This window comes from Pseudideonella sakaiensis (assembly GCF_048320135.1).
Classification (GTDB): domain Bacteria; phylum Pseudomonadota; class Gammaproteobacteria; order Burkholderiales; family Burkholderiaceae_C; genus Ideonella_A; species Ideonella_A sakaiensis_A.
The window spans coordinates 409,095-431,394 of sequence record NZ_CP182947.1; the positions used below are offsets into that span (position 1 = coordinate 409,095).

26 protein-coding genes are annotated in these 22,300 nt (G+C 67.0%); 23 read left to right on the forward strand and 3 right to left on the reverse strand.

Going from position 1 to position 22,300, the window contains the following annotated elements:
- Positions 1-16: 16 nt before the first annotated feature.
- Positions 17-898 (forward strand): glutathione-dependent disulfide-bond oxidoreductase, encoded by an 882-nt coding sequence (yghU, locus tag ACNH6H_RS01790; RefSeq protein ID WP_418315112.1) that lies wholly within the window; start codon positions 17-19, stop codon positions 896-898.
- A gap of 9 nt (positions 899-907) precedes the next feature.
- Here yghU and ACNH6H_RS01795 read toward each other — a convergent pair whose 3' ends face one another.
- Positions 908-1,999 (reverse strand): aromatic ring-hydroxylating oxygenase subunit alpha, encoded by a 1,092-nt coding sequence (locus ACNH6H_RS01795; RefSeq protein WP_418315114.1) that lies wholly within the window; start codon positions 1,997-1,999, stop codon positions 908-910.
- A 42-nt stretch (positions 2,000-2,041) separates the two neighbouring features.
- On the opposite strand from ACNH6H_RS01795, the gene pepF reads away from it, so the two are divergent.
- Entirely contained in the window at positions 2,042-3,943 is a 1,902-nt protein-coding gene (pepF, locus tag ACNH6H_RS01800) for an oligoendopeptidase F (RefSeq protein ID WP_418315115.1), read from the forward strand.
- 38 nt (positions 3,944-3,981) lie between these two features.
- Here the strand turns inward: pepF and ACNH6H_RS01805 are convergent, their stop codons facing one another.
- A complete protein-coding gene (locus ACNH6H_RS01805) occupies positions 3,982-4,233 on the reverse strand; it encodes a hypothetical protein (RefSeq protein ID WP_418315117.1) in 252 nt (83 codons plus the stop codon).
- A 116-nt stretch (positions 4,234-4,349) separates the two neighbouring features.
- Here ACNH6H_RS01805 and ACNH6H_RS01810 point away from each other — a divergent pair, with 116 nt between their 5' ends.
- From ACNH6H_RS01810 to ACNH6H_RS01890, 17 genes are all read left to right on the forward strand, one after another.
- On the forward strand, positions 4,350-5,246 hold the full coding sequence (locus tag ACNH6H_RS01810) for a LysR family transcriptional regulator (RefSeq protein WP_418315118.1): 897 nt from the start codon (positions 4,350-4,352) through the stop codon (positions 5,244-5,246).
- Positions 5,247-5,452: 206 nt separating this feature from the next.
- Complete coding sequence (locus tag ACNH6H_RS01815) at positions 5,453-5,812, forward strand: hypothetical protein (protein ID WP_418315120.1); 360 nt, start codon at positions 5,453-5,455, stop codon at positions 5,810-5,812.
- Positions 5,809-7,242 carry a hypothetical protein gene (locus ACNH6H_RS01820; RefSeq protein WP_418315122.1) on the forward strand — a complete coding sequence of 478 codons (1,434 nt, stop codon included), beginning with the start codon at positions 5,809-5,811 and terminating at the stop codon, positions 7,240-7,242. Before ACNH6H_RS01815 ends, ACNH6H_RS01820 begins: the two co-directional genes overlap by 4 nt.
- A gap of 21 nt (positions 7,243-7,263) precedes the next feature.
- On the forward strand, positions 7,264-7,731 hold the full coding sequence (locus ACNH6H_RS01825) for a hypothetical protein (protein WP_418315123.1): 468 nt from the start codon (positions 7,264-7,266) through the stop codon (positions 7,729-7,731).
- Entirely contained in the window at positions 7,728-8,027 is a 300-nt protein-coding gene (locus ACNH6H_RS01830) for a hypothetical protein (protein ID WP_418315124.1), read from the forward strand. The genes ACNH6H_RS01825 and ACNH6H_RS01830 overlap by 4 nt, the downstream gene beginning before the upstream one ends.
- Positions 8,020-8,562 (forward strand): hypothetical protein, encoded by a 543-nt coding sequence (locus ACNH6H_RS01835; protein WP_418315126.1) that lies wholly within the window; start codon positions 8,020-8,022, stop codon positions 8,560-8,562. The genes ACNH6H_RS01830 and ACNH6H_RS01835 overlap by 8 nt, the downstream gene beginning before the upstream one ends.
- Before the next feature lie 92 nt (positions 8,563-8,654).
- Positions 8,655-9,032 (forward strand): hypothetical protein, encoded by a 378-nt coding sequence (locus ACNH6H_RS01840; RefSeq protein ID WP_418315128.1) that lies wholly within the window; start codon positions 8,655-8,657, stop codon positions 9,030-9,032.
- 138 nt (positions 9,033-9,170) lie between these two features.
- Positions 9,171-10,013 (forward strand): enoyl-CoA hydratase-related protein, encoded by an 843-nt coding sequence (locus ACNH6H_RS01845; RefSeq protein ID WP_418315130.1) that lies wholly within the window; start codon positions 9,171-9,173, stop codon positions 10,011-10,013.
- Between the two features lie 32 nt (positions 10,014-10,045).
- Positions 10,046-10,534: a hydroxyphenylacetyl-CoA thioesterase PaaI gene (paaI, locus tag ACNH6H_RS01850; protein ID WP_418315132.1), complete on the forward strand. Its 489-nt coding sequence runs from the start codon at positions 10,046-10,048 to the stop codon at positions 10,532-10,534.
- A complete protein-coding gene (paaK, locus tag ACNH6H_RS01855) occupies positions 10,531-11,853 on the forward strand; it encodes a phenylacetate--CoA ligase PaaK (protein ID WP_418315133.1) in 1,323 nt (440 codons plus the stop codon). The genes paaI and paaK overlap by 4 nt, the downstream gene beginning before the upstream one ends.
- A 27-nt stretch (positions 11,854-11,880) precedes the next feature.
- Positions 11,881-12,903: a 1,2-phenylacetyl-CoA epoxidase subunit PaaA gene (paaA, locus tag ACNH6H_RS01860; RefSeq protein ID WP_418315135.1), complete on the forward strand. Its 1,023-nt coding sequence runs from the start codon at positions 11,881-11,883 to the stop codon at positions 12,901-12,903.
- Entirely contained in the window at positions 12,900-13,205 is a 306-nt protein-coding gene (paaB, locus tag ACNH6H_RS01865; RefSeq protein ID WP_418315137.1) for a 1,2-phenylacetyl-CoA epoxidase subunit PaaB, read from the forward strand. Before paaA ends, paaB begins: the two co-directional genes overlap by 4 nt.
- Positions 13,205-14,026: a 1,2-phenylacetyl-CoA epoxidase subunit PaaC gene (paaC, locus tag ACNH6H_RS01870; RefSeq protein ID WP_418315139.1), complete on the forward strand. Its 822-nt coding sequence runs from the start codon at positions 13,205-13,207 to the stop codon at positions 14,024-14,026. The genes paaB and paaC overlap by 1 nt, the downstream gene beginning before the upstream one ends.
- Positions 14,027-14,034: 8 nt before the next feature.
- Positions 14,035-14,580 carry a 1,2-phenylacetyl-CoA epoxidase subunit PaaD gene (paaD, locus tag ACNH6H_RS01875; RefSeq protein ID WP_418315141.1) on the forward strand — a complete coding sequence of 182 codons (546 nt, stop codon included), beginning with the start codon at positions 14,035-14,037 and terminating at the stop codon, positions 14,578-14,580.
- Positions 14,581-15,666 (forward strand): 2Fe-2S iron-sulfur cluster-binding protein, encoded by a 1,086-nt coding sequence (locus ACNH6H_RS01880; RefSeq protein WP_418315142.1) that lies wholly within the window; start codon positions 14,581-14,583, stop codon positions 15,664-15,666. It abuts the gene before it with no gap.
- Positions 15,667-15,679: 13 nt separating this feature from the next.
- Positions 15,680-16,330, forward strand: a complete 651-nt coding sequence (locus tag ACNH6H_RS01885) for a TetR/AcrR family transcriptional regulator (protein WP_418315143.1) — start codon at positions 15,680-15,682, stop codon at positions 16,328-16,330.
- 39 nt (positions 16,331-16,369) lie between these two features.
- Positions 16,370-17,158, forward strand: coding sequence for a class II aldolase/adducin family protein (locus ACNH6H_RS01890; protein ID WP_418315145.1), 789 nt, complete (start codon positions 16,370-16,372; stop codon positions 17,156-17,158).
- Positions 17,159-17,506: 348 nt separating this feature from the next.
- On the opposite strand, the gene ACNH6H_RS01895 is transcribed toward ACNH6H_RS01890, so the two are convergent.
- Positions 17,507-18,343 carry an IclR family transcriptional regulator gene (locus tag ACNH6H_RS01895; RefSeq protein ID WP_418315147.1) on the reverse strand — a complete coding sequence of 279 codons (837 nt, stop codon included), beginning with the start codon at positions 18,341-18,343 and terminating at the stop codon, positions 17,507-17,509.
- Positions 18,344-18,455: 112 nt separating this feature from the next.
- Here ACNH6H_RS01895 and ACNH6H_RS01900 point away from each other — a divergent pair, with 112 nt between their 5' ends.
- From ACNH6H_RS01900 to ACNH6H_RS01915, 4 genes are all read left to right on the forward strand, one after another.
- Entirely contained in the window at positions 18,456-19,712 is a 1,257-nt protein-coding gene (locus ACNH6H_RS01900) for a 3-isopropylmalate dehydratase large subunit (RefSeq protein ID WP_418315149.1), read from the forward strand.
- The gene (locus ACNH6H_RS01905) at positions 19,709-20,236 is read left to right on the forward strand and encodes a 3-isopropylmalate dehydratase (RefSeq protein ID WP_418315151.1); all 528 of its coding nucleotides are present in this window, start codon (positions 19,709-19,711) and stop codon (positions 20,234-20,236) included. The genes ACNH6H_RS01900 and ACNH6H_RS01905 overlap by 4 nt, the downstream gene beginning before the upstream one ends.
- Entirely contained in the window at positions 20,233-21,114 is an 882-nt protein-coding gene (locus ACNH6H_RS01910) for an isocitrate lyase/PEP mutase family protein (RefSeq protein WP_418315153.1), read from the forward strand. Before ACNH6H_RS01905 ends, ACNH6H_RS01910 begins: the two co-directional genes overlap by 4 nt.
- 69 nt (positions 21,115-21,183) lie before the next feature.
- Complete coding sequence (locus ACNH6H_RS01915; protein ID WP_418315154.1) at positions 21,184-22,176, forward strand: Bug family tripartite tricarboxylate transporter substrate binding protein; 993 nt, start codon at positions 21,184-21,186, stop codon at positions 22,174-22,176.
- Positions 22,177-22,300: the final 124 nt, after the last annotated feature.

Sequence of the window (22,300 nt, forward strand, 5' to 3'; positions counted from 1 at the left end):
ACTGGAGTTGCCCTGCATGAACGATTCGACGACGAACTACGAGCCGCCCCAGGTCTGGGTCTGGAACAAGGAAAGCGGCGGCAAGTTCGCGAACATCAACCGGCCGATCGCCGGGCCGACCCACGACAAGGCGCTGCCGGTCGGCCAACACCCGCTGCAGCTCTATTCGCTGGCGACGCCGAACGGCGTCAAGGTGACGGTGATGCTCGAGGAATTGCTCGCACTCGGCCATGCCGGCGCCGAATACGATGCCTGGCTGATCAGCATCAACGATGGCGACCAGTTCGGCAGCGGTTTTGTCGAGGTCAATCCGAACTCGAAGATTCCGGCATTGATGGACCGCAGCGGTTCGCAACCGATCCGCGTCTTCGAATCCGGCGCGATCCTGATCTACCTGGCCGAGAAATTCGGCAACGCCATGTTGCCGATCGAGCCGGCCAGGCGCGCCGAATGCCTGTCGTGGCTGTTCTGGCAGATGGGCAGCGCGCCCTACCTCGGCGGCGGCTTCGGCCACTTCTATGCCTATGCGCCGTTCAAGATCGAATATGCGATCGACCGGTTCGCGATGGAGGTCAAGCGCCAGCTCGACGTGCTCGACCGCCGGCTCGCGGACAGCGAGTACCTCGGCGGCGACGCCTACACGATTGCCGACATCGCGGTCTGGCCCTGGTATGGCGCGCTAGCGAAGGGCCTGCTCTACAGCGCAGGCGAATTCCTGCAGGTCGAGCAGTACAAGAATGTGCAGCGCTGGACCGAACAGATCGCCGCGCGGCCGGCGGTCAAGCGCGGCCGCATGGTCAATCGCCGCTGGGGCGATCCGGCAAGCCAGCTGCACGAGCGCCACGACGCATCCGACTTCGCAAACCGCACGCAGGACAAGCTCGCGCCCGAAGGCTGACCGACGAGCTCAGGCGCTGAGCGCGGCAGCGATCAGCCGATGGAAGTGGTGCACGCCGCGCTCATGTCGGGCTGAATAGCGGCCGCGTCGATAGAGGCGCGATCGGATGCCGCGTTGCACGCTGCAGACCACCGCCTCGTCTTCCGCTTCGACCGGATCGAGTGCGCCGCCGGCACCCTGCCCGAGCAGCGATCGATCGGCAACAAAACTGCGGAACAGCACCCGGGTGCGCGCGATGCCGATCGGCTCGACGACGTTGACCGACAAGCCCCACGGGTAGAAATTCAGCATCAGGTTCGGAAACAGCCACCAGTAATAGGCGGCGACGCGCAGGCCGTGGTCCGGCGAGCCGGCCGGCGGCTCGAAGGCCGCTTCGCCGTCGCGCGCGAGCGCGAGTTGCAGCACCGCGGCTTCGCCAAGTTCATACCGGTAGCCGGCCGGGTCGAGCGCGCCGCTCAGGCCGGGATGGACAAACGGGATGTGCAGCCCTTCGAGGTAATTCTCGACATACAAGGCCCAGTGGGCATCGAACTCGAAGCTGCGGGATCGGCTCGCATCGGCCGGCCACTCCTTTGCCGGCAGCCACGCCAGCCGCTGCGCCATCTCGTCGAGCCAGCTCGCGAGCGGCCAGCGCGGCGACAACGACGCAAAGCCATGGCCGGCCCATTCGCCGAAGGCGAGTTCAGGAAGGTCGTCACTGGCCGACGGAAAGTTGCGCACGCCGTCGAAGCCCGGCATCGTGCGCAGCCGGCCATCGAGCTCGAATCGCCGCGAGTGGTAGGGGCAGCGGATGTGGTCGGCGCGGCAAGGCTGCTGCACCAGCAGGCTCGCTCGGTGGGTGCAGACATTCGATAGGCAGCGCAGCTTGCCGGCGAGGTCACGCGCCAGCAGCAGCGGTTCGTTGAGCAGACCCGGCAGCAATTCTCGCGGTGCCAGCGAACCGGGCGCAGCGACATCGTCGAGCCGGCCGAGCCAGTGCCATGCGCTCGCAAAAATCTTCTCCCGCACCTGCTGGCAGACCAGCGGGTCGAGGTAAAACGCGCTCGGCAGCGTCGCCGCGATGGCCACGTCGGGGTCGATCGCAAAGCGTGCGTCAGCCATATACAGTCGCCCTCGTCAGCAACATCTTCGGTATCGCCTTTCGTGAAACGCCTCCCCACCCTCGCCGGCCTATTCTGCGCCGCCAGCCTTGCCTGCAATGCGATCGCCGCCGCCGAGGCGCGGAGCGACGTTCGCCAGCGCGCCGACATCGCCGCTGAATACCGTTGGGACCTGACACCGATCTTCAAGGATTGGCCGGCCTGGGAAGCGGCGCTGCGGCAGATGGAAGCGAAGATGGATGCGTTCGCCGCACGCAAGGGCTCGCTGGCAAAAGGACCGCAGGCGGTGCTCGATGCCTACCGCGCCTATGACGAGATCGGCAAGCTGCAATACCTCGTCTACCGCTATCCGCAGCTGCAGCGCGACCTCGATTCACGCAACCAGGAGGTCGCTGCCCGCTTCCAGCAGGTCTCGGCCGTTTTCGCGAAATTCGACACCGCAACCGCCTGGTTCACGCCGGAACTGCTGACGATCGCGCAGCCGACGATGGAAGCCTGGATTGCCAGCACGCCGGCACTGGCGCCGTATCGCTTCACGATCCTCGACAACTACCGCCGCCAGGCCCATGTGCTCGACGAACAGGGCGAGCGGCTGCTCGCGCTGGCCGGCCGCTTTGCCCAATCGCCGCGCGAGGCCTTCCAGGAACTGAGCACCTCGGACATCCGCTTCCCGACCATCACGCTGGCCGACGGCAGCGAGGTGACGCTGACACCGGCGAACTACCGCGCGCTGCTCGACAGCAACCCGAACCAGGCCGACCGTGCGAAAGCGGCTGCCGCCCATGTCGGCACCTATGCGGCAACCGCCAACACCTATGCGGCGATCTACCAGGGCGTGCTGCAGCGCGACTGGTTTCTCGCGCAGGCGCGCCGCTTCGGCAGCACGCTCGATGCCGCGGTCGACGACAACGCGGTGCCGCCGGCTGTCGTGACGACGCTGATCGAGGCGACCCGCGCCGGTACCGCGCCGCTGCAGCGTTATGCGCGGCTGCGCAAGCGGCTGCTCGGGCTCGACAGCTACCACTTCTACGACAGCAGCGTGCCAATCTTCCGCAGCGAGCAGCGCTACCCCTATGAACGTTCGCGCGAGCTTGCACTGGCCTCGGTTGCGCCGCTCGGCGCCGACTACCAGCAGCGTTTCCGCAAATTTGTCTCCGGCGGCCGCATCGACGTCTACGAGACACCCGGCAAGCGCAGCGGCGCCTACAGCGCCGGCGTCTACGGCGTCGGGCCGTATCTGCTGCTGAACCACAACGACACGCTCGAATCGGCCTTCACCTTCGCGCACGAAGCCGGCCATGCGATGCACACGGTGTTGTCGTACGCGCACCAGCCATTCATCACCTCGTCGTACACGATCTTCGTCGCCGAAGTGGCGTCGACGATGAACGAACGTTTTCTGCTCGAGCACCTGCTGCAGCAGACCAGCGACCCGAAGGAGCGCTTCCTGCTGCTGCAGCATGCCGTCGATGCGATCGTCAACACCTTCTACACGCAGGTGATGTTCGCCGATTTCGAACTGCAGGCGCACCGGCTGGTCGAGCGTGGCGAGCCGGTCACCACCGCGGTGCTGAACAGTCTCTACGGCCGGCTGCTGAAAGACTATTACGGCGACGCGGTGACGATCGACGACTTCTACCAGACCAGCTGGGCGCGGATACCGCACTTCTTCAACTCGCCCTACTACGTCTACCAGTACGCGACCTGTTTTGCCTCGTCGGCCGAACTGTTCAACGCGATCACCAGCGGCGATGCCGCCTCTCGCGCCGCGGCCACCGAGCGTTATCTGACGCTGCTGAAAAGCGGCGGCAACGACCACCCGATGGCGCAGCTGAAAAAGGCCGGCGTCGACCTGACGCGACGCGAGACGGTGCAGGCGGTGGTCGAGCAGATGGAAACACTGGTCTCGCGGATGGAGGCCGAGGCCGCGCGCATCAGCCGCTGATGCAAGGCCGGCCAGGGGCACGGGCCGGCGCGACGTCGTCAGCAGCAGGCCTGCGATGGTTTGGCCGGCGCCGCTGCAGCGCGCCGCCGGGCGTGCCGTGCGAGGCTGCGCGCAAAACGCTCTGCGGCGCGGCGGGCCTGCCATTGCCGGGTCGCCAATGCATCGCCGATGCGGTCCCAGAAATCACTGATCGCCTGCGCGCGCAGTTCGGCGGCCTGGCGTTTTGCTGCATCGTGCATCGCCGCCAGCATCTCGGGTGTGTAGCGGTCGGAATCGTTGAAGGTGTTCATCAGAGTCTCCCTGTGGGTGCCGATGGGTTGCACTCTATGTACTCTCCAGTCGCTCGGAAACCACCAAAATTCGCTATCCGTATTGCACTATTTGCAATACCAGACGATAGTGGCGCATGCAGATCCAACTCGATGACGTGCGGCTTTTTGTCCGCATCGTCGATCTCGGCACCTTGTCTGCGGCGGCGCGCGAGCGCGATGCGCCGGTCAGCCAGGTCACCCGCTCGCTGGTGCGCCTCGAACGCGCCTGCGCGGTGCGGCTGCTGCACCGGACGACGCATGGCCTCAGCCTGACCGACGAAGGCGACACCTTTCTTGCCTACGCACGCACGCTGCTCGATGCAACCGCGCAATTGCAGGCCGACCTCAGCGGCAAGATCAGCGGGCCGAGCGGCTGGGTCAGGGTCAGCGTCAGCCCGCTGCTGGCCGAGGCGGTGATCGTGCCGAGCCTGAACGCGCTGTACCAGCGCCACCCCGACATCCATGTCGACATCGCCGCCGACGACCGCATCGTCGACATGTCGCGTGAAGGCATCGACGTCGCGATCCGCACCGGCACGACGGCCAGCGAAACGCTGGTCGCGAGACGGATCGGCCAGATGACGCGCTCGCTGTATGCGGCACCGGCTTATGCCGAGCGCTTCGGCCTGCCGACCTCGGTCGACGATCTGCCGCGGCACCGGCTGATCAGCTACAGCGTCAGTCCGGCGCTGAACCACTGGACGATCGCCGACGGCGCGCAGCGCCGCGAGTTCCTCGCGCAAGGCCACACGCGAACCGACAATTCGGCGATCGTGCTCGCGTTGGTGCGCCGCGGTGTCGGCATTGGCCGGCTCAGCGATGTCGTCGCGCGGCGGCTGGTCGCCAGCGGCGAATTGCTGCCGGTGATGGCCGAGCAGGCGAGCACCGAGCCGGTGCCGATGTATGCGGTGATGCTGCCGCAGCGTCACCGGCTGCCGAAGATACGCGCCTGCATCGACCACTGGGCCGACTGGATGGCCGCCGACAGGTGAGGCGACGCTGAACAAGTCCCCGCGGGCGAGCGCGCCCTGGAGTCCAGCGTTGCCGCAAACGGCCGGAAGCGCCGAAAAGTCACATTCCGGCCGGCGTTGCCGGCTGACGCGTCTGCGGGATTCCGTTATGGTCGCGATTGACCGATCATCGCGTTGCAGCGTGACCAGCCATGCCGGATGTGGCCCTGCCCAGGCAAGGAGGACAGATGCTGACCCTGACCGCCGAACAGTTCGCCCGCATCGGTGCCGACCAGAAGCAAGCTTTCGTCGACCGACTGATTGCGCAGTTGCGCCAGGATTTCCCGCAGCAGACGAGCCCGCGCGACGATACAGCGATGCGCCAGCTTGTCGACACCGGCAGCCGGAATGCCGAAACCTATGGTCTGGTCGGCGAAGCCCATATCCGCTTCTATTGCGGCCTGATGCTGCGCCATGGCGAGGATTTCGATACCGATCCGAAGCAGCCGTGGGCCGGCGAGATCCTCGACGATGACGCGCTGAGCGCCACCGAAAAGGTCGCCCGCCTCGACGAGGTGCAGGTCTTTCTCGATCGGCCGTCCGGATGAGCGATCTGAAGCGCCCGCTGGACCCGGCCGCCGTCAAGGCGGCCGACGATGCGTTCTACGCAAAACATCCGGAATTCATCGCGGCCGACGGCAGCCGGATTCCGCTCAGCGCCACCGATCCGACGCAGGCCGCCTTGCGTCGCGAGTGGCGCAATGCCTATGTCGCCGCAGGTGGCGGCGTGGCCGGTGGCGGCCCTGGCAAGAAACCGGGTCCCGGCGCCCAGCCCTGCGATTGCCCAGGTGATGACAACGGCGGCGGTGGCGGCGGCACAAGCCCGAAACCCGACAAACCCGGCACCAAACCCGGCGAGCCGGTGCCGACGCTGAAGGTGCGCTGGTCCAAGCCCTGGGTGACGCCGGACCACAACAGCGGCTGGCCGCCGGCGACGCCACCGACCGACGTCGTGCCGGAAGAAGCGAAGGTCGAACTGATCGGCGAAACGACCAATGTGCCGGACGGCAGCACGGCATCGATGACGATCCACCTGTGCCACAGCGGCGCGCAGGTCAAGGAGGGCCAGTTCAACGACCTGGTCGTGCAGGGCGGCAAGGTCGTCGACCCGGCGACCGGCAAGCCGCCGGAATGGGTCTTCGATGCCAGCCACGATATCTGGCGGACCTGGAACCGGCCCTTCTACTATTTCAAGTGCAGCGTCAACTACAAGGGCCTCAACGAAGAGACGCCAAAGGATTTCACCGGACAGCGCGCCGCCTGCCTGACCCTCAAATACTGGCACCCCTGCGTCGCCGAAAGCAGCACCTTGGCCGGCGTATTGCCGGAGGCGAATGCGGTGGCCGCGGTGCTGAACGGCGTGCGGCACTCGAAGGCGCAGGTGCAGAACCTGACAGTGGTCGGCATCGGCCGCCCCGACTGGGGATCGCTGCTGCGCAACAGCTATGTCTTCCACATGGCCAGCCACGGCAATGTGCTGAAACGCAGCGACAACTCCGGCATCGGCGTCAACGATCCCGGCGAATCGACGTATACAAAGTCCGAGTGGCGCAGCATCGTCCACATCACCCCGGTGCCGCGCTTCGGCGATGCGCAGATCAAGGCGGCAGCCAACGTGCCGAGCGTGCCTCGTTACCTGTTTTATTCGAGCACCTGCCTGACCGGCTGGGAGCCGTCGTTCGCCAACGCGATGATCGGCCGCGGCACACGCAACGTACTGGCATTCCGGCGCACGATTCCCGATGCCGAGGCGCCGCTGCTGGCCGACAAGTTCTACAAGCGCTGGGCCACCTACAAGCTGAACCCTGCGAAGATCCCCGATTGCTTTTTCGCGACCGCCGCCGATCACTACACCAGCATGAAGCCGATCCTGTATGGCGCCGGCGGCGGGCAGATCGAGGCCTGGACCTCGACGATGAATGCGATCAGCGACATGGGTGCCGCGATCGGCAATGCGATTGCCGGCTGGTTCAAATAAACCGTCAACGGAGGACATCCCTTGCTCGATGCCGCCACGCTGCAGAAGAAGGCCAGGGCCGAAGCCCAGCAGCAGTTCGACGCGCTGATGAAGGGCACCGTGCGGCTGCAGCCGGTCGATCGCGAGACCGCCTGGGATGGGCTGCTGAAGCGCCACGTCCACGTCGAACGGATGGCTGCGTGGCACCAGTTCAACGAGATCCGCATCGAGGTCGATGCGCAGGGCCAGGTCCGCTTCTTCCATGATCCGAAACGGTTTGAAGGCGCGACCTTCCACAAGCTGTCGGAGGCCGAGGTGCTGCGGATCTGCGCGACGACCGGTCTGGTCGGCAAACGCATCGAATCGGTCGACCAGAGCCGCACCAGCGACGACATGCTCGCGGTGCTGGTCAAGCAGCGGCATCACCGGCTGCCGCCGACGATCCAGTTCCTGATCAACTGCAGCACGGCGAAGATCGCGGCGCTGCGCGTGCTGCAGGGGGCGACATGAACGCGCAACAGGCGATCGCATCGGCACAGGCGGCAGCGCCCGCCCATGGCGTGCCGGCGAACTACCGACCGGCGGCGGCCGAACTGCGCATCGTCGAACTGGTCGAGGGCGCACCGCTGCGCGATGAATTGCCGCCGCCCGGCCCGGTCTACGACCGCAGCGCATGGGTCGTCCGCCTCGCGCTCGACATCCTGTGGGTTGAATTGACAATCGACGACCAGACCGGCGAGTTGCTGCGGATACGCCGCTCGCGGGGCGCCGCGCAGGCGATCGAGCAGGAGGCCGCCGATGGCTGACGCAACACCGGCAGCCCCGGCGCCACTCGACAGCGCCAATACCTGGTACCTGGCACTGCTCGAACGCGAAGCGGCGCTGGCCGGCAAGGATTTCGATGCCGCCGAGGCCGCCGAGTGGCTGCTGCTGTCGCCAGCCGGTGGCCAGACCGCCAGCGCCGGCGCGCCGATGACACTGGCCGTCAATTCGAGGCTCAGCGACTGCAGCGTCAGGCTCAATGCACGCAGCGGCGAGACCTTGTCGTGGTACCTCGATGTGCTGGCCACCGGCGGCAGCGAAGCGATGCCAGCCGACCAGGCGCTGGCCCTGGCGATCGAGGTTGCGCAGCCACCGGACGATGCGGTGCTGGCCAGCTCGGCTTATGAAACGATGGCCGACCGCTGCTTTTTCCGCGCCCGCTGGGACCACGTCGTCGGCGGCATCCCCGTCGAGGGCGATTACATCGAGGTATTGATCAACGGCCAGCACCGCAAGGCCTTCGCGTTGTCGAGGATCTGGCGCCAGCCGCGGGTCGGCAAGGGAGCGCAGGAACTGTGAAAACGAGCCATTCCGCCACACTCGGCCTGCTGCTCGCAGCGATCGTCGGCTGCGCCGTGGCCGCCGGCACGGGCGCAACGGGAGCCAACAGGATGTTCAACGACACGACCTACCAGGAATTGCAGCCCTACGCGCCAGCGGACCGGTTGATTGCGGTGATCCGCTGCGATGCGATCGACACCGTCTCCCCGGGCAGCCGCAGCGAGCGGCAGCAGATCCGCGGCGCGCTGCTCGCCGGACCGGCTTCGATGCCGGCCGGCCAGCCGATCATGCTCAGCCGCTATGCGCAGGGCGCGCCGCTGATGAAGGTCGGCAGCAGTTACCTCGTTGCCGCCTATCGCGAATCGGCCAATGGCCCGTGGACCTTGCTCGAACACCGCGAGGTCAAGGCCGACGCGGCGGCGAGCGAATGGCAGGCCGCATCGGCAGATGCCGCACGGCGCCTCGGCGGCAGCGCTGCGCCGCGCTGATCCCCGCGGCCAGCCCGTCGAGGGCCGTGTTCCCCCGGATGCACAGGCCGGGGCCATGACCTATCATTGACCGATCGGTCAGCGAAACGCCGGCCGAGCCACTTGCCGCGCGCTGCGGCACCCCAACGGAGTCCGGTCATGTCGAGTACCCCTTCTCCATCGTCGTCGGCTGCGCAGCTGCTGTCGCCGGCCGATGCGCTGGTCGTCGTCAGCCAGACCGGCGCGGTCCGGCAGCTGAGCCTGAACCGGCCGTCAGCCCTGAACAGCTTCACGGTCGAGATGCACAAGGCCTTGTCCAGCGCACTCGACGCCGCGGCCGAAGATGCCGGCGTGCGCTGCCTGGTGATCACCGGCAGCGGCCGCGGATTCTGCGCCGGCCAGGATCTGAACGAGCCGGGCATGGCACCGGTCCCTGGCGAAACGCCCGATATCGCCGCTGTCGTCGAGCGCCACTATGTGCCGCTGGCGCTGCGCCTGCAGTCGATGCCGATTCCGGTGATTGCCGCGGTCAATGGAGTCGCGGCCGGTGCCGGCGCCAATTTCGCATTGAACTGCGACCTCGTCGTCGCCGCGCGGTCCGCCAGTTTCATCCAGGCGTTCTCGAAGATCGGCCTGATCCCGGACTGTGGCGGTACTTGGCTGCTACCGCGGCTGGTCGGCCGCGCGCGTGCGCTGGGTCTCGCGATGCTCGGCGACAAGTTGTCGGCCGACGACGCGCAGAAGATCGGCCTGATCTGGCAGGTCGTCGACGATGGCGAACTTGCCAACGCGGTCGAAACACTCGCGCAGCGGCTGGCAGCGATGCCGGTTTCAGCGCTGGCCGAAATCCGCCGCAGCATCGATGCCGGGCAGCAGCTCGATTACGAGGCCGCGCTGCGCAACGAGGCCGCGGTGCAGGGCCGGCTCGGCCGCCAGGCCGATTTTTCGGAAGGGGTTGCGGCATTCCAGGCCAAGCGGCCACCGGTCTTTCGCGACCGCTGAGCAGACCGGCGATGCATGCCGAAGCCGCCTCGATGCCACCGGCGGACCCTCAGGCGCTGGCAGAGGCGGTGCGCGATGCAATGCTTGAGCGTGACCATGCAACGCGCGCGCTCGGCATGCGGATCACCCACATCGCGCCCGGCGCCGCCGAGATCGAGATGGAGGTGCGCGCCGACATGCTGAACGGCCACGGCAGCTGCCACGGCGGGCTGATCACCGCGCTGGCCGATTCGGCATTTGCCTTTGCCTGCAATTCGCGCAATGTCGTCAGCGTCGCCTCGGGTTTCAGCGTCGACCTGCTGCTGCCGGCGATGCAGGGAGACCGGCTGGCTGCCCGCTGCCGCGAACTGCATTGCGGCGGCCGGCTCGGCGTCTACGACTGCGAGGTCTTCAACCAGCGCGGCGACAAGGTCGCGATATTCCGTGGCCATTCCTATGCGCTGAAAGGACGCACGGTGCTTGGCGGAGAGCCGCTCGCCGAGCGCCCGGCCGCCACCGCCGATGCAGGAGAACACCGATGACCGTCTCCAGAGCCGCCGCAGAACTCGAGCCGATCGAACGCGCCAGCGCCGACGAATTGCAGGCGCTGCAACTGCAGCGGCTGCAGGCAACGCTGCAGGCGGCCTACGAAAACGTCGCGTTTTACCGCCAGCAGTTCGATGCGCTGGGCGTGCACCCGTCGGATTGCCGCAGCCTCGCCGACCTCGCCAAATTTCCATTCACCAGCAAGGCCGATCTGCGCGCGAACTATCCATTCGGCATGTTTGCGGTGCCGCGCGAGCAGGTGGTGCGCATCCACGCGTCGTCGGGCACCACTGGCAAGCCGACCATCGTCGGTTCGACGCAGGCCGACATCGATACCTGGGCCGATCTGGTCGCGCGCTCGATCCGCGCCGCTGGCGGGCGCCGCGGCGACATCGTCCATGTGTCTTACGGTTATGGCCTGTTCACAGGCGGCCTTGGCGCGCACTACGGTGCCGAGCGGCTCGGCTGCACGGTGATCCCGATGTCCGGTGGGCAGACCGAAAAACAGGTGCAGTTCATCCTCGACCTCAAGCCCGACATCATCATGGTGACGCCGAGCTACATGCAGGTGATCGTCGAGGAGTTTCGCCGCCTCGGCCTGGACCCGCGGGAGATGAGCATCCGCACCGGCATCTTCGGCGCCGAGCCATGGACCGAGGCGATGCGCCACGAGATCGAGGCCAGCGCCGGCATCGACGCGGTCGACATCTACGGCTTGTCGGAGGTGATGGGGCCCGGCGTTGCCAATGAATGCATCGAGACCAAGGATGGCCCGGTTGTCTGGGAGGACCATTTCTATCCGGAGATCATCGATCCGGCCAGCGGCGAGGTGCTGCCCTACGACCCGGCCAGCGGCAGCGCCGAAGGCGAACTCGTCTTCACGACGCTGACCCGGCAGGCGATGCCGCTGGTGCGTTACCGCACCCGCGACCTGTGCCGGCTGCTGCCGCCGACCGCGCGCAGCATGCGGCGGATGAGCAAGATCGTTGGCCGCAGCGACGACATGCTGATCATCCGCGGCGTCAACCTGTTCCCGACGCAGATCGAGGAACTGGTGCTGCAGCAACCCGGGCTGGCCGCGCAATACCAGATCGTCGTGACCCGCGACGGCCACCTCGACGATGTCGAGGTGCGCTGCGAGCTGGCCCACGATGCCGGCGCCGTCGACGCGGCCGCCAGCGCCAGCCGATTGCAGGCGCGGATCAAGGACCTGACCGGCGTCAGCACGCATGTCGTCGTCGGCCCGCCGGATTCGATCGAACGCACGCTGGTCGGCAAGGCGCGGCGGGTGATCGACAAGCGCCCGCGCGGCTGAGCCGGCAAGCGACAAGGAGCAACAACGATGTATACGCAGGCACTCGACCAGATCGCCGCCGAACAACGCGCCGCCGGCAAGCCGACGCCGGCCACCGACGCCGACGACACCGCGCGCGAACAGGCCTTCGAGGCACGCATTGCCGCCGGAGAATTCATCGAGGCACGCGACTGGATGCCCGAGCATTACCGGCGCACGCTGATCCGCCAGATCAGCCAGCATGCACATTCGGAAATCGTCGGCATGTTGCCCGAAGGCCAGTGGATCAGCCGTGCGCCGAGCCTGAAACGCAAGGCCATCCTGCTTGCGAAGGTGCAGGATGAAGGTGGCCATGGCCTGTACCTGTACGCCGCGGCCGAGACGCTCGGCGTGGCTCGCCAGGAGCTGATCGACGCACTCCATTCTGGCCGCGCCAAATACAGCTCGATCTTCAATTACCCGACGCTCAGCTGGGCCGACGTCGGCGTGATCGGCTGGCTGGTCGACGGCGCGGCGATCATGAACCAGGTGCCGCTGTGCCGTTGCTCGTACGGCCCTTATGCACGTGCGATGGTGCGCATCTGCAAGGAGGAATCCTTCCACCAGCGGCAAGGTTACGAATCGCTGCTGACGATGATGCGCGACGGCAGCGACGACCAGCGTGCGATGGTGCAGGATGCGGTCGACCGCTGGTGGTGGCCGTCGCTGATGATGTTCGGCCCGCCGGATGGCGAATCGGTGCACGGCGAGCAGTCGATGCGCTGGGGCATCAAGCGTGAATCGAACGATGCGCTGCGCCAGCGTTTTGTCGATGCCTGCGTCGCGCAAGCGAAGATCCTCGGCGTCAGCCTGCCGGACCCGGAACTGAAGTGGAACGAGCAGCTCGGCCGCCACGAGTTCGGCGCAATCGACTGGGGCGAATTCCGCGCGGTGATCAACGGCGACGGGCCGTGCAACCGCGAGCGGCTGGCGACCCGCATTTCCGCCGCGCAGCGCGGCGCCTGGGTGCGCGAAGCCGCCGTTGCCTACGCGGCCAAGCAGGCGGCGCGCGCCGCGGAGGTTCCGGCATGAATACGCCTGCACGGCAGCAGCCGGCCGACTGGCCGCTGTGGGAAGTTTTCGTGCGCAGCCGCAGCGGCATCGACCACAAGCATTGCGGCAGCCTGCATGCAAGCGATTCGCAGATGGCGATACAGCTCGCCCGTGATGTCTATACCCGGCGAATGGAAGGCAGCAGCGTCTGGGTCGTGCGCTCCAACCAGATCGTCGCCAGCGATCCGGACAACCGCGGCAGCGATTTCGACCCGGCCGAGGACAAGATCTACCGCCATCCGAGCTTCTACAAGCTGCCGAGCGAACTGGACCACATGTGATGGCCGACGCGGCGGCAATCGACAACGGCGTGCGCACCGCGCCGCCGACACCGGCGCCACAGGTGGTTTATCTGCTGCGGCTCGGCGACGCCTGCCTGATCCACGGCCAGCGGCTCGCCGAATGGTGCGGCCATGCACCGATCCTCGAGGAAGACATCGCGCTGGCCAATATCGCGCTCGACCACATCGGCCAGGCGCGTGCCTTGCTGACGCTGGCCGGACAGCTCGAAGGCCGCGGTCGCGACGAGGATGCATTGGCCTATCAACGACGCGAGGCCGAGTTCTTCAACCCGACGCTGCTCGAACTGCCCCATGCGGCCGCCGGCAGCAGCGAGCCGTGTTTTGCGCGGACGATGCTGCGCTGCTATTTGTGGTCGAGCCTGGCCTTCCTGTTGTGGCGGGCGCTCGAGCGGTCGAACCAGCCGACGCTGGCCGGCATTGCCGCGAAGGCTGCGAAGGAGAGCCGCTACCACCAGCGCCATGCCGGCGACTGGGTGCTGCGGCTCGGCGACGGCAGCGACGAATCGCACCGCCGCATGCAGGCCGCGCTCGATTCGATGTGGCCGTATACCGCCGAATGGTTCAGCGCCGATGCCATCGACGAACAGGCGGCTGCCAGCGGCCTCGGTCCGGCCTGGTCCGGCCTGCACGCCGACTGGACGGCCAGCGTCGAGCCGCTGCTGCAGCAGGCCACGCTGCTACGGCCGGCCGACAGCGCCTTCCTCTCCAGCGGAAAACACGGTCGGCACAGCGAATACATGGGGCGACTGCTCGCGGAGATGCAATCGGTTGCGCGGGCCTTTCCCGGCGCGGTGTGGTGACGCGAGTGATGGCACCCGCCGATCATCAGACCGCCCCGCCGGTGCAGTCAACATCGCTCGACGAGGCCGGCGTCTGGTCGGTTCTCGAGCAGGTGCTCGACCCGGAAGTTCCGGTGCTGTCGGTTGTCGAGCTCGGCATCGTCCGTGGCGTTGCGCTGGATCCCGGCGGCGCCGTCACCGTGACGGTGACGCCGACCTACAGCGGCTGCCCGGCGACCGAGGCGATTGCCGACGCGATCGTTGCCGCGCTGAACGCCGCCGGCGCAGAACAGGTGTCGATCCGGCAGCAACTGTCGCCGCCGTGGACGACCGACTGGCTGGCGCCGCAGGCACACGACAAGCTGCGCCGCTACGGCATCGCGCCGCCGGCGCATCTGGTAGCCGGCACGGCGGGTGCTGTGCAGCCGCTGCTTTTCCATCCGCGCGGCATCCACTGTCCGCGCTGCGGCAGCGCGTCGGTCGAAATGCTGTCGGCCTTCGGCTCGACCGCCTGCAAGGCGCTGTACCGCTGCACCGCCTGCCGCGAACCGTTCGAACTGTTCAAGACGATCTGAATGAGCGTCCACTTCCACCCGCTGCGCATCACCGCGGTCGAACGCGATGCCGAGGCGCTGCTGCTGAGTTTTGCAACCGACGGACTGGCCCCGGATGTCGCCGAGACATTCCGCTACCAGCCGGGCCAGTATCTGACGCTGCGTGCCGACATCGCCGGCGAGGACGTGCGACGCAACTATTCGATCTGCGGCAGCAGCGCCGACAGCAACGCGTTGCGCGTTGCGATCCGCCTGTTGCCGGGCGGCCGTTTTTCGAGCTGGGCGGCGTTGCAGCTCGCGCCCGGCGACACGCTGCAGGTGCTGCCGCCGGAAGGCCGTTTCGTGCTGCAAACCGATCCGGCCCGGCAACGCCACGTCGTCTTTTTTGCCGCCGGCAGCGGCATCACGCCGGTGATCGCGGTCCTGCGCAGCCTGCTGCGCGGCGAGCCGCGCAGCCATGCAACGCTGGTCTATGGCAACCGCATGCTGGCGAGCACGATGTTTCGCGACGAACTCGCCGATCTGAAAAACCGCCACCTCGACCGGCTGGCAATCCACCATGTCTTTTCGCGCGAGGCCCAGGAAGCCGAACTGTTCAACGGCCGCATCGACCAGCCGCGCGTCGAGGCGATGCTGCAGGCGCTGGTGCCGGCTGCCGGCATCGACGACGCCTATGTCTGCGGGCCGGCCGGGATGATCGAGGCCAGCTGTGCCGGCCTGGCGGCGGCCGGCATTGACGCCGATCGCATCCACGTCGAACGTTTCGGCGACGGCCTCGGCCCGGCCGGCGGCCAGATCCACCACGACGCGCCGGAGGATGCCGACCATGCGGTGGTGTCGCTGCTGATCGACGGGCTCGAGCGCCGCATCGACTGCCGGCGCAGCGACCCGTCGATCCTCGATGCCGGGCTGCGCAACGGCCTCGAGCTGCCGTATGCCTGCAAGGCCGGCGTCTGCTCGACCTGTCGCGGCCGTGTGCTGTCGGGCCGGGTCAGGATGGAGCGCAATTTCGCACTGACGCCGGACGAACTGGCGCAGGGCTTCGTGTTGTGCTGCCAGTCGCATCCGCTGACCGACCGCGTGGCGATCAGCCTCGACCAGCGTTGAGGCTGCACCGGCAATGGCCCGTTCCCGTTCCGCCGAATTCGCGATCCAGCGCGACACCATCGTCCGCACCGCGGCGCGGCTGTTTGCGCGCGATGGCTATCCGGCCACCTCGATGAGCGGCCTGGCCGAGGCCTGCGGCATCTCGAAGCCGCTGCTGTACCACTATGTCAACGACAAATACCAGCTGCTGACCGAAATCACCGATGGTCATGTCAGCCGGCTGGTCGCGCTGGTCGACGAGGTCGCGGCCGACGCGGCGACGCACCGCTGGGCGCCGCAGCAGCACCTGCGCCAATTGATCACCCGCTTCGTCGAGGAATATGCACTGGCCCGCGACGACCACGGCGTATTGACGCAGGATGTCAAATTTCTCGGCGAGGCCGACCGCGCCCGCGTGCTCGGCAAGGAGCGCCAGGTTGTCGAGGCCTTTGCGCACTGCATCGTTGCCGCGCGCGCCGACTGGCAGCCCGCCGACGCCGCGACACTCGCAAAGCCGCTGACGATGCTGCTGTTCGGAATGATGAACTGGCTGTTCACCTGGCTGCGCCCCGACGGCCCGCTCGGCCACCACGAGATGGCGCCGGTGGTGGCCGATCTGTTTCTCGGCGGCCTGCCGGGTGTCGAGTTGCCGGCCGATGTGATCGAACGCTGCCGCACCGCTTGACCGGTGACCGGAACTGCAACTTCGAAGGAGACAGATGACATGCTTGACAACGCGAATCTGAAACAACTTCTCGAACAGCGGCGCTCGCTGAAGCAGCACGTCCCCGCCGACGAATGGGCCGCGCGCGTCGAACTGGCGGCCTGCTACCGGTTGATCGCCCATTTCCGGATGACCGACTGGATCTACAACCACATCTCGCTGCGTCTGCCCGGCAGCCACGAGCACTATCTGATCAATCCGTTCGGGCTGCTTTACGAGGAGGTGTCGGCATCCAACCTCGTGAAGGTTGATGTGCACGGCCGCTTGGCTGAGGACGTGCCGCTCGACATCAACCCGGCCGCCTTCGTGATCCATGGCGCGATCCACACCGCACGCCCCGAGATCGCCTGCGTGCTGCACACCCACACTGCCGCCGGCGTCGGCGTTGCCGCGCAGAAACACGGCCTGCTGCCGATCTCGCAGCATGCGTTCAAGCTGCTCGATCGGCTGGCCTACCACGACTTCGAAGGCATCGCCCTCGACGACGACGAGCAGCAGCGGCTGATCGCCGACATCGGCAGCAAGGATGTGCTGATCCTGCGCAACCACGGCCTGCTGACGATGGGGCGCAGCGTGCGCGAGGCTTTCGAGCTGATGTTCTTCCTCGAGCGCGCGTGCCAGATCCAGATCAATGCGCTGGCCGGCGGCAGCGAGGTGATCCACCCGCCGGCCGCCGTCTGCGAACGCACCTGCCGCCAGTTCGCCGGCGACGATTCCTATGTGCAGGGGCGCGACTGGCAGGCGCTGATCAGGATGCTGGACCGCATCGATCCGTCGTACCGGGATTGATGCGGTGCGCCGGGCGGCGCGCTTCAATCATTACGCCCCCTCCAGCCCGGCGTGCGGCACGACGCGCGATTTGGCCCCAAGGCGCGGGCAACTTGCTCAAGTTGATCAGCGTGGTCACGGAACATGTCAGGACAGCTGGGCCTGCGCTCCTGACAGAGATGGCAACCTGGGCTGCGCCACTTCGTCACGGAACTGCAGACCAGCATCCGTGACCGGATCAGCCGGTCGCCGGCGCGACTCGGCCATGCCGCTTCAAACGCATGCGAACGGGTTCCGGGCGACCACGGGCCAGGCGGGCGGGTTCGGCGAATGTGGCACTTCGTCGACCAAGCGAGGAAGCGGACAGCGCTAGCCGCCTGCTCGTTCGCCGGCCAGGCTGCGTGTCAGTTGCCGCAACATGCGCTGCAGGTCGGTTGCGATGCTGGCACGGCGTTCGGCATCGAGCCGAGCCGAGATCGCGGCGACGCTGATCGCCGCGACGGGGTTGTCCGAAGGAAATGCGACGGCGACGGCGGCAGTTCCTGGCACAACCGCACTATCGAGAAACGCGTAGCCGCGCTGCCGCCCCTCGCACACTGCAGCACGAACCTGCGCGGGATCGAGCGACGACAGCTTGCCGTAACGATGCGCGTTCACGTCAATCACCTCGTCGGCTTCGGCTTCGGGCAGCGCGCACAGGATCGCCAGCCCGCCAGCGCCGACGCCGAGCGGTCGGCGGATGCCGACGTCCAGCGTCAGCGCCTTGATCGGATAGTCACCCAGCGCACTTGCCGTACACACCGCCTCCAGGCCTCGCCGCTCGCTCAGGTAGGCGGTGTCGCCGGTCTGCTCGGCAAGATCGCGAAGCGTCGACTCGCATCGCTGCGCGAGCTGGTAGCGCGGACGCGCCAGCAGGCCAAGTTCATGCAGCAGCGGGCCGAGAAAGTATTTGCGTGTCACCGGATGGCGCTCGACCAACTCCTCGACCTCCAGCCGCTGCAGCATGCGGAAGCAGGTGGAGGTCGGCAGCCCGCTCGCGGCCGCAACGTCGCCCAGTCGCATGCCGTTACGTCCGCGTGAGGCAATGACCCGCAGCATGCCGACGACGCGTTCCAGGCTTTGCGTGCCACTGCGGGCGGGGCTGGCAGCGCCGGGTGCGATTGAAATTTCTTCTGACTTCACTTGTTTCCACCATGCGGCAAACATTCGGGTTGTCACCAAGTCGTCTCCGCCCATGTGGGGAGTCCAATCCCGGTCAGCCGCCCAACCATTCTATTGCCATATTGTGGAAACTCTAACAGATCCGATCCCGCAGACAATGACCGAGAAGATCCTGGCCCGCGCGAGCGGCCGGGCGCATGTACGTGCCGGCGACGAGATCGAGGCCCGGCCCGACTTTGTCATCGCCTACGACTTCCCGGGCTATACCGATGTCTTCTTCCGCGAGACCCGCGAGGAGTTCGGCGTCGAGCAGGTGTCGAGCCCCGAGCGATTCGTCCTCTTCATCGACCACATGGTCCCGGCCGCCGCACCGAAGGAAGAGGAATTGCACCGCGGCACCCGCGCCTGGGGGGCCGCGCAGGGCGTGGCGGTGCACGAGCGCAAGGGCATCGGCCATCAGGTCGCGGCCGAACTCGGGCACGCGACGCCGGGCGCGTTCATCGTGCATTTCGATGGCCACGTGAGCCAGCTCGGCGCCTTCGGCGCCTACGCCTTCGGCGCACGCAAGGGCGTGCTCGAAACCTTCGTCTCCGAAAAGCTCGCGATGACCGTGCCGGCGACCGTGCGCATCGAGCTGACGGGTACGCTGCAGCCCGGTGTGATGGCGCGTGACGTGTTTCACCACATCGTGCGCGTGCTCGGCCCGGCGTCCTGTGCGTTCAAGGCGGTCGAGCTTTGTGGTCCGGTGATCGACGCGATGAGCATCGACGGCCGGCAGACGATCTGTGGCCAGGCGATGTTCCTCGGCGCCAGCACGATGCTGATTGCGCCCGACGCGCGCACGCTGGCCTGGCTGGACGGCCGCAACAAGCTCGACCTCGAGCCGGTCCATCCCGATCCCGAGGCGGTCTACGAGCGCAGCGTCACGATCGACGTCAGCGCACTCGAGCCGATCGTCGTCGTTCCACCGAGCCCGGCCAATACGCGCAACCTGTCCGAACACCTCGGGCTGGAAGTGCACACCGGCTACCTCGGCTCATGCGCAAGCGGGCGCATCGAGGACCTGCGTGCCGCGGCCGACGTGCTGCGCGGGCGCCAGGTCAAACCCGGCTTCCAGCTCCACGTGGTGCCCACCTCGCAGGCGATCATGGCGCAGGCGGCGCGCGAAGGGCTGATCGAATGCCTGGTCGAGGCCGGCGCCTTCATCAGCTCGCCGACCTGCGACTACTGCTACGGCCGCATCGCGACGATGGCCGACGGCCAGCGCGCGGTGTCGACCGGCACGCTCAACACCCCGGGACGCATGGGCAGCGTCGATTCGGAGATCTATCTGTGCAATGCCGCGGTTGTTGCCGCGTCGGCGATCGAGGGCCGAATCGCCGACCCGCGACCCTACCTGGAGGCAGCACGATGAGCCTGCCGAATCTGCGTGGCCGCATCGCCTGGGTCTTCGACGAGGACGATTTCGACATCGACCTGATCATCGGCGTGCGCAACATCAAGATCACCGATATCGACGAGCTCGCAAAGCTCGCAATGGTCGACCGTGAGCCGGAATTCGCAGCCAGTGTGCAGCGCGGCGACCTGCTCGTCGGCGGACGCAATTTCGGCTACGGCCACCCGCACTACCCGGCGATGCGCGCGATGCGCCACCTCGGCATCGCCGGCGTCATCGCCGAGTCGTTTTCGCCGGGCTTCTTCCGCGGCGAGATCGCGATGGGCTTTCCGCTCGTTACCTGTCCCGGCATCGTCGCGGCGGCGCGGCGCGGCGACGAGGTCGAGGTCGACTGGACTGCTGCTGCGGTGCGGATATCGGGCGGGCGTGCGGCGCTGCCGCTTCAGCCGCTGTCGGCATCCGAGCGCGGAACACTCGAGGCCGGTGGTCTCATTCCCTACCTGAAGACGCGCCTGGCGCAAACCAAAGGACTTTCAGCATGATCGATCGAAAACCCTTGCGCGGCCGCGTCGCCAGCGGCGACACCGTCTGGTTCGCCGGCGCGCAGGATGCACTGTCGGCGCTGCTTGTCGACCAGTCGGACTTCGACGGCGTCTTCACGACCGGCTTCGGCGTCTCGGCCGCGCTGCTCGGCCAGCCCGACATGGAACTGTACACACTGAGCGAAAACCTCGGTGTGGTCGACAACATCGCCAATGTCGTGCGCAAGCCGATATTCGCCGATGCCGATACGGGCTATGGCAATGTGCTCAATGTCGTACGCACCGTGCGTGCGTTCGAGAAAGCCGGCGCGGCCGCATTGCAACTCGAGGACCAGATCAGTCCAAAACGCTGCCCGGTCGCTGCGACGCAACCGCTGACTTTGCCGATCGCCGAAGCGGTCGGAAAGGTCCGGGCCGCGGTTGATGCTCGTCGGGATCCCGACCTGCTGATCGTCGCGCGCACCGATGCCACCGACCCTGACGAAGCGATCGAGCGCCTGGCACGTTATGCCGAGGCCGGCGCCGATCTGGTCCAGCCGATCTCGCGCACCTTCGACTCGTACGACGGGCTGGTGCGCCTGCGTGAGGCGAGCGGGCGGCCGCTGTCGCTGATCCTGATGGAAGGCACCTGGATGATGCAGCTGACCCGTCCCCAAATCGAATCGGTCGCCGCCTTCGCGACCTACCCGCTCGTCACGCTGATGAGCATGGTGCACGCCATCCGCACCAACCTCGACGCGCTGTCGCAGCGACGCGGGCGGCCGCTGGCCGACCTGCCCTGCGGCCGCACGACCGTGGCCGAATTCAAGCAGCTGATCGGCTGGCAGGCGATGGAGCAGCAACAGCAGCAGTACGAGAACGGCAGCCGACCTGCGTGAGCGGTTGGCGTCGCACCCTTTCTTCTCCCTTCCTTTCCCCTTCCCGTCCACAACACCCAGGAGAACCGCATGACATTTTTCCGCCTGCTTGCCGGCGCCGCGTTGATCGGCTCAGCCGCCATCGCCGCCGCCCCCGCACTCGCTCAGTCGGCCGCCTTCCCGACCAAGACGATCAAGATCATCGTCCCGTATCCGGCCGGCGGTGCGACCGACGTCGCCGCACGATTGCTCGCACCGCGTCTGCAGGAGGAGCTCAAGCAGACGGTCGTGATCGAGAACAAACCCGGCGCGAGCGGCAACCTGGGCATGGTCACACTGCTGCAGAGCCCGGCCGACGGCCACACACTGGCAATGAGCCTGACCGGCATGCTGTCGATCAACCCGACCACCTACAGCAAAGCCGGCTTCACCGCCGCCGATTTCGTGCCGGTCGCACGCGTCTCGCTCGCGCCGCTGGTTCTGGTGGTACCGGTCGACTCGCCGTACAAGACGGCACGGGACCTCGTCGCCGCAGGCAAGGCAGCCGGCAAGAACGGACTGCCGTACGGATCGGCTGGTGCCGGCGGCCTGTCGCACCTGGCGTCCGAGCTGCTCAACAGCCATGCCGACGGCAACTATTCACACATTCCGTACAAGGGAGGCTCGCCGCTGGTGCAGGCGCTGATGGCCAACGAGGTGCGCTGGGGCCTGCTCGGCACCGCCGATGCCCGCAACTTCCTGCAAGGCGGCAAACTGCGCGCGCTCGGCCAGTTGCGCAGCGAGCGCTCCGACCTGTGGCCCGACCTGCCGACGCTGACCGAGCAGGGGCTCAAAGGCGGTGTCGACTTCGACGTCTGGTTCGGCCTGGTCGCACCGGCCAAGACGCCGCCGGCGGTCGTCGCGCTGCTCAACCAGAAGATCGCGCAGATCGTCGCCGAGCCCGAGTTCCGCAAGCGCCTCAACGAGCTCGGCGGCGTCGCGCCGGCGACCGGCAATACACCCGAAGCCTTCGGCGCCGTGATCCAGCGCGAACTGGCCGTGCTGCCGAAGGCGGCCACCGACCTTGGGCTGCGGATGGACTGAACATCGCCGGCCGGCGTCCCCGAACGCACCTGCCGCCAGTTCGCCGGCGACGATTCCTATGTGCAGGGGCGCGACTGGCAGGCGCTGATCAGGATGCTGGACCGCATCGATCCGTCGTACCGGG

Excerpts from the sequence above, each read along its gene's own strand:
- ACNH6H_RS01810 (WP_418315118.1), top strand. The coding sequence starts at position 4,350 with ATGCAGATCCAACTCGATGACGTGCGGCTTTTTGTCCGCATCGTCGAT.
- ACNH6H_RS01830 (WP_418315124.1), top strand. The coding sequence starts at position 7,728 with ATGAACGCGCAACAGGCGATCGCATCGGCACAGGCGGCAGCGCCCGCC.
- paaI (WP_418315132.1), top strand. The coding sequence starts at position 10,046 with ATGCCACCGGCGGACCCTCAGGCGCTGGCAGAGGCGGTGCGCGATGCA.
- ACNH6H_RS01795 (WP_418315114.1), bottom strand. The coding sequence starts at position 1,999 with ATGGCTGACGCACGCTTTGCGATCGACCCCGACGTGGCCATCGCGGCG.
- ACNH6H_RS01895 (WP_418315147.1), bottom strand. The coding sequence starts at position 18,343 with ATGTTTGCCGCATGGTGGAAACAAGTGAAGTCAGAAGAAATTTCAATC.
- ACNH6H_RS01915 (WP_418315154.1), top strand. The coding sequence starts at position 21,184 with ATGACATTTTTCCGCCTGCTTGCCGGCGCCGCGTTGATCGGCTCAGCC.
- yghU (WP_418315112.1), top strand. The coding sequence starts at position 17 with ATGAACGATTCGACGACGAACTACGAGCCGCCCCAGGTCTGGGTCTGG.
- ACNH6H_RS01840 (WP_418315128.1), top strand. The coding sequence starts at position 8,655 with ATGTTCAACGACACGACCTACCAGGAATTGCAGCCCTACGCGCCAGCG.
- ACNH6H_RS01890 (WP_418315145.1), top strand. The coding sequence starts at position 16,370 with ATGCTTGACAACGCGAATCTGAAACAACTTCTCGAACAGCGGCGCTCG.
- paaD (WP_418315141.1), top strand. The coding sequence starts at position 14,035 with ATGGCACCCGCCGATCATCAGACCGCCCCGCCGGTGCAGTCAACATCG.
- ACNH6H_RS01885 (WP_418315143.1), top strand. The coding sequence starts at position 15,680 with ATGGCCCGTTCCCGTTCCGCCGAATTCGCGATCCAGCGCGACACCATC.
- ACNH6H_RS01835 (WP_418315126.1), top strand. The coding sequence starts at position 8,020 with ATGGCTGACGCAACACCGGCAGCCCCGGCGCCACTCGACAGCGCCAAT.
- ACNH6H_RS01820 (WP_418315122.1), top strand. The coding sequence starts at position 5,809 with ATGAGCGATCTGAAGCGCCCGCTGGACCCGGCCGCCGTCAAGGCGGCC.
- paaB (WP_418315137.1), top strand. The coding sequence starts at position 12,900 with ATGAATACGCCTGCACGGCAGCAGCCGGCCGACTGGCCGCTGTGGGAA.
- ACNH6H_RS01910 (WP_418315153.1), top strand. The coding sequence starts at position 20,233 with ATGATCGATCGAAAACCCTTGCGCGGCCGCGTCGCCAGCGGCGACACC.
- paaK (WP_418315133.1), top strand. The coding sequence starts at position 10,531 with ATGACCGTCTCCAGAGCCGCCGCAGAACTCGAGCCGATCGAACGCGCC.
- ACNH6H_RS01815 (WP_418315120.1), top strand. The coding sequence starts at position 5,453 with ATGCTGACCCTGACCGCCGAACAGTTCGCCCGCATCGGTGCCGACCAG.
- paaC (WP_418315139.1), top strand. The coding sequence starts at position 13,205 with ATGGCCGACGCGGCGGCAATCGACAACGGCGTGCGCACCGCGCCGCCG.
- ACNH6H_RS01845 (WP_418315130.1), top strand. The coding sequence starts at position 9,171 with ATGTCGAGTACCCCTTCTCCATCGTCGTCGGCTGCGCAGCTGCTGTCG.
- ACNH6H_RS01905 (WP_418315151.1), top strand. The coding sequence starts at position 19,709 with ATGAGCCTGCCGAATCTGCGTGGCCGCATCGCCTGGGTCTTCGACGAG.
- paaA (WP_418315135.1), top strand. The coding sequence starts at position 11,881 with ATGTATACGCAGGCACTCGACCAGATCGCCGCCGAACAACGCGCCGCC.
- ACNH6H_RS01880 (WP_418315142.1), top strand. The coding sequence starts at position 14,581 with ATGAGCGTCCACTTCCACCCGCTGCGCATCACCGCGGTCGAACGCGAT.
- ACNH6H_RS01805 (WP_418315117.1), bottom strand. The coding sequence starts at position 4,233 with ATGAACACCTTCAACGATTCCGACCGCTACACACCCGAGATGCTGGCG.
- ACNH6H_RS01900 (WP_418315149.1), top strand. The coding sequence starts at position 18,456 with ATGACCGAGAAGATCCTGGCCCGCGCGAGCGGCCGGGCGCATGTACGT.